A 5,516-nucleotide genomic window follows, 5' to 3' on the forward strand; every position below is an offset into this window, starting at 1 on the left:
TTAACCTACGGCCATTGGGCTTGAGGATGACATCCAGCACAGCCTCAGGAGCATAGAAACTTTCCGGGAGGACTGGCGCCGGGTGCTGGCCGGCGAGTGGGATGAGTTCTCCATGCCGCTGGCCGAGATGTACGAGATTCTCGACAAGTACGAGGAGTACCTTCGCGAGCGAGCCGCCCACCGCCAGGTCGCCGATACCGACTGAGTGTTCGGCCTGCTGCCGTGAACGACGGGGCCGGGTGCACAGGGTCGGGCGGTCGGCCGTTTGCGTGCCATCTCGGCGGTCGGCGCTACAGGAAAACAATATTTGAACGATCTGCAGACATGTTGCGGTTCGAGTGGTCGGGGTGGGTTGATTTCGGGCTGGCGCGGTACCAGACTCCTTCGGTCAAGTCGGCTTTTCGCCGGCGCCGGAGAAAGCTCGATGGATTCTGGGGGTATCGAGCGTGCGTCTCGTTCATGCGGCCGACGTCCATCTGGACAGTCCTCTTCGCGGGCTGAGCCGACTTGAGGACCCCGCGCTGGCGGATCGGCTGCGGCTGGCCACGCGGCGCGCCTTGGAGAACCTCGTCGAGCTGACGGTGCGCTCCGAGGCGGATGCGCTGCTGCTCGCCGGCGACCTCTACGACGGTGACTGGCAGGACTACGGGACGGGCCGCTTCTTCGTCGAGCAGATGCGGCGGCTGCACGACGAACGGATCCCGGTGTTCCTGGTCCGGGGCAACCACGACGCGCAGAGCGAGATCACCAGGGCGTTGAGCCTGCCGCCGAACGTCACGGTCTTCGACGCGGACAACGCCGGTACCGCCCACGTCGAGGAGATCGGTCTGGCGGTGCACGGCCAGAGCTACGCGACCCGGGATGTGTACGCGAACCTGGCCCGTTCCTATCCCGACGCGATCAGCGGTCTGGTCAACGTGGGGGTGTTGCACACCGCGGTCGGGGGAGCCGAGGGGCACGCCGTCTACGCGCCGTGCACGGTGGAGGATCTGACCCGCACCGGCTACGACTACTTCGCCCTGGGGCACGTCCACACCCATCAGGTTCTCGGCGAGGGAGTGGCCGCGTTCAGCGGGAACCTTCAGGGGCGGATGCCGCGGGAGAGCGGGCCCAAGGGGGCGCTCGTCGTCGAGATCGAACCGGGGCGGCGGCCGGTGACCCGGTTCGAGCCCTGCGATGACATCCGCTGGGCGTCGCTGACAATCGACGTCTCGTCCTGCCGCACACTGGATGACGTCCTGGAAGACGTCGACGAGCGGTTGCGGGCGACCCGCGCGGACGCGGGGGAACGGCCGGTGGCCGCCCGGCTGGTACTCGTCGGGCGTTCCGCTGTGGCCGGGGCGTTGACGGACGAGGAACGGCTGCGAAACGAGCTGCACGGCGCCGCGGCCGCGCTGGCGGTGGCATTCGAGAAGATCCGGGTGCGGGTCGAGAGCCCACATGCTCCGAGCACGGTCGATGCCGATCTGGTGGCCGCGATCCGCGCCGCCGGGGCGGATCTGGCCGCTGACGGCGACCGGCTGGCAGCGTTCGCCGAGCCGCTGGACCGCGAGTTCGGCCGTTTCCTGCGGAACGCGGAGCTGCTGAACCTGCGCGACACCGCGGTGCTCGCCGAGCTCGCCGAGCGTGCCGGCACCGGGCTGCTCGCCCGCCTCACCGGCGACGTGGAGATCTGAGATGTTGATTCGTTCGTTCGGGTTGGAGCGGTACGGCGCCTTCGAGGACCGTGAGGTCACCTTCGGCCCCGGGCTGACCGTGGTGATCGGCGACAACGAGACCGGGAAGTCCACCACGCTGAGCGGCCTCGCGGACCTGCTGTGGGGATTTCGCCGCGGCCACCGGGATTACAGTTTCTCCACCGGCCGGCTGAGTCTCACCGCCGATCTCGAACTCCCCGACGGGCGGCAGGTCCGCGTCCGCCGGCGCGGCACCGGCCTGCAGACCATCCCGGACGGCAATCCGTTCGACCCGATCTGGGGGCCACCGGAGCCGGATGCCCGCGACCAGTGGCGGCGGGCCTTCGGCCTGTCCCAACGGGAACTGCGCGAGGGCGGCAGCCGGGTCTTCGAAGGCAGCGGCGATCTGGCCGAACTGGTCTTCGCGGCCCGCAGCGGCCGGGCGGTACACCAACTGGTGCGGACGTTGCAGGCCGAAAGCGAAGCGCTGTACAAGACGCATCGCGGCAACAAACGCAGCCCGATCCGGCTGGCCTGGGCCGAGTCCGACCGGCTGCAGGGCGAAGCGAAGGCCGCGATGAGCTCAGGGCAGGCCGTCCAGGAAGCCGAACAGGAGCAGGCGCGCCGGCAGCTGGCCGCGCGGACCGCGCAGACCCGGCTGGCGGCGGCGACCAGGGCCCACACCGAAGCCGAGCAGCGCCGCCGGGCCCTGCCCGAAGTCCAGGCGATGCTCGAGGCGCGGGCGGCACGTGACCAGCTGCTCGCCACCGGGATGGTGCTCACACCCGAGCAGGTCACAGCGCTGAGCGACGCGGACGAGACGTCGGGTGTGACCGCGGCTGACGTCCGACGGCTGCTCGCCGCCATCGAGACCGAGCGGGAGAACCTCGCCGCGCTGCCCGTCGACGAGCGACTGCTGGCCGACAACGACGAGATCACCCGGCTACAACGGCTGGTGGAGGCCCGCGTCGGTGACACCGGGCAGGCCGAGCAGGACGACCGCCGCGCCGAGGAACTCACCGCGCGGGCCCGCGCGCTGCTGGCCGAGCTCGTCGGCCCGCAGGACCAGCACCCGGTCGAGGAGCTGCTGAGCGCCCTGCACGTCCCGGTGGACGTCGCCGCCGACCTCGACGCCCTCAGCACCCGGATCGCCACCCTGCGAGACGAGCTGGCGCGCGCCGACCAGAGCATCCAGACGGCCGAGGAACGGGAACGCGCCGCCGCCCCGACCCTCGCCGCCACCCGCGACCCGCTGCTCGTCGTGCTGCTCCGCGAAGTGGTCACCGCGATCGACCAGGAGGGATCGGCCACCCGGGCGCAGCGAACCGCGGCCGACCAGGCCGCCGGGGCCTACGGTGATCGTCGGGACGCCCTGCGCCGCGCCGGCGCCCAGCTCCTCGAGGCCGAGCCGTCCGTACTGCCCGGACGGGACGCCCTGCGCACCGCCCGCGAGCAGCGCGTCAAGGCCGACGCGGAGGTGGCCAGGTGCGACGGCGAGCACGCCAGCGCCGAGCAGGCCGTGGACACGGCCCGCACCCAGCTCGCCGCCGCGACCCGCAAGCGGCTACCTGACCCGGGCCAGCTCGCCCAGACCCGCGCCCACCGCGCCGACCTGTGGGATCGGCTCGTGAGCGTCGCCGCGGGCGGCCTGACCCCGGAGCGGGCCGCCGAACTCCTGCCCAGCCTCGCCCTCGCGACGAGCCGGGCCGACGAGATCGCCGACGACCTGATCGAACACGCCTCCGCCGCCACGAAACAGGCTCAGAAACAGCGCCTGCTCGAGGAAGCCGAGCAGCACCGGACCGCCACCGCCGCCGCGGCCGCGGCCGCGCACATCGCCGCCGAGCAGGCCCACCAGCAATGGGACGGTTTCTGGCGCGACCTCGGCCTCACCCCACCCACGGTGGACGCCGCCGACGACGCCTACCGCGCACTCGACGAGGCCCACCAGGCCCACACCACTCTGCTCGCCGCCGAACGCCGCATCACCGCCCTGACCGGGCAGGCCGAAGCCCAACGCGCCACCCTGACCGAGGCCCTCGCCCGGCTGGGCCATCCCTACCCCGACGCCGACCTCGACACCGCCCTGGCCGCCGCCGGCCACCTGCTCGCCGAGGACGACGGCGCCCGCGAAGTCCGAGCCAGCGCCGCCACCCACGCGGCTGCCACCGCGCACGCCCGCACCGCCCGCACCCGCGCCGAAAGCGACCTGGCCGAAGCACTGCGCGCATGGGCCGACACCCAGCAGCGATGGGCCACCACCCGACCCGCCACCGCCACCGCCAGCGGCCCCGCCACCTGGCCGCCGTCCGTCATGACCGCCGACGGCTGGACGGCCTGGCACACCGGGCTCGCACAGGCCCAAACGGCCCATCACAGCGCCACCGAGGCCCGCGACCGGGCGGCGGCGGCCCGCGGCCGGATCGAGAGCTTCGCCCAGGACATCACCGTCCTCGCCGACCGACACGGCGAAAACGCCGCCGACACACCCACCGACACCCTGGACCGCCTCGCGACACGGCTGGGCACGGCCAGCAGGAACCTGGCCGCCGCCGAGACCGTGCGCCGCGTCATCGGCGATCTGAGCACCGAACTCGCCGACGCCCACACCCGCCATGGCCTGGCGATCACCGCCGTGGCGAAGCATCGCGCCGAGGCCGGTCTCCCCGGCGACGAGCCGCTGCCGCCCGTCCTCGAACGCAGTCACGCCGCCCACACCTGGCAGGACAGGGAAGCGGCCAGCGCGGCGCGCATCCGGGCGACCGCCCCCGACCACCACCTCGAAGATCTCGTCGACCACCTCGCGACCCGCGACGAGGCGACCCTCGACCAGGAACTCGAAGCCGCCCGCGACCATCGCGACGCCTGCACCGCCGCCCAGACCGAAGCCGACAACGCCTGCGGTGCCAGCGATGCGATTCTGCGCCAGCTACAGGAGAAACCCAGCGTCAACGTCCTGCTCGCCCAGTCACGGGAACACCTCGCGCTGGTCGCCGAACGGGCCGAGAGCTACCTCGTCACCACCATGCAGTACCGGCTGCTGCGCGATCAGCTCGAAGCCTACGAAAGCCGCCACGCCTCCCCACTGCTCGACGCCGCCGGACGTGTTCTCGAACGTCTCACCGGCGGATTCTGCGTGGGTCTGCGCGCCATCGAACAGGGAAACCAGCGGTTTCTGCGTGTCGTTCGTGCGGACGAGGTGGAGCGTCAACCCGGTGAACTGTCCGAAGGCACCGCCGACCAAGTCTACCTCGCCCTGCGCCTCGCCGCGATCAGCCAGTTGCAGAACGAACGGATCGCTCGCGGGGAGGTACCACTACCCGTCGCCCTCGACGACATCCTGATCACCTTCGACGACCGCCGCGCCGCCGCGACCCTGCGGGTCCTCGCGGAACTGGCCCAGAACTGGCAGATCATCGTCTTCACCCACCACGACCATCTCGCCGAGATCATCCGTTCCTTCGAGGATCCGAGTCTCAGCGAATCCGTGCGGATCAGCCGCCTCGCCCCGGTCGTCATGCCCGCGGACCTGCGTGACGCCGACCAGATCAGAGCCTCACTCGTCCAGTGGACCGACGGCTCGACCGACGCTCACGCCACCCCCGACACCCAGCCGCCCCCCGAGCGGTTCGCATCCGGACGCCGGACCCCGCCCGCCGCAGCCGACCATGACGCCGGCGAAATACGGGCGTGGGCCCGCGCCCACGGCTACGAGGTCTCCGACCGAGGCCGCATCGCCCAGTCCATCCAGGACGCCTACCACCAGGCCCAGCACGCCTGAAAGCCGGTCACGGCGACCACGGCGGCGCCACACCCCATCCCCCAATGGCCGTAGGTTAA

General features: G+C 71.6%; 2 protein-coding genes. Both read left to right on the forward strand.

The window, feature by feature from the left end:
* The first annotated feature begins 446 nt into the window (after positions 1–446).
* Positions 447–1,676: a metallophosphoesterase family protein gene (locus G6R24_RS17730; RefSeq protein WP_163550334.1), complete on the forward strand. Its 1,230-nt coding sequence runs from the start codon at positions 447–449 to the stop codon at positions 1,674–1,676.
* Between the two features lies 1 nt (position 1,677).
* A complete protein-coding gene (locus G6R24_RS23435) occupies positions 1,678–5,457 on the forward strand; it encodes an AAA family ATPase (RefSeq protein ID WP_163550335.1) in 3,780 nt (1,259 codons plus the stop codon).
* Positions 5,458–5,516 lie beyond the last annotated feature (59 nt).

The sequence above is a fragment of the Candidatus Frankia nodulisporulans genome, from assembly GCF_902806475.1.
GTDB lineage: Bacteria > Actinomycetota > Actinomycetes > Frankiales > Frankiaceae > Frankia > Frankia umida.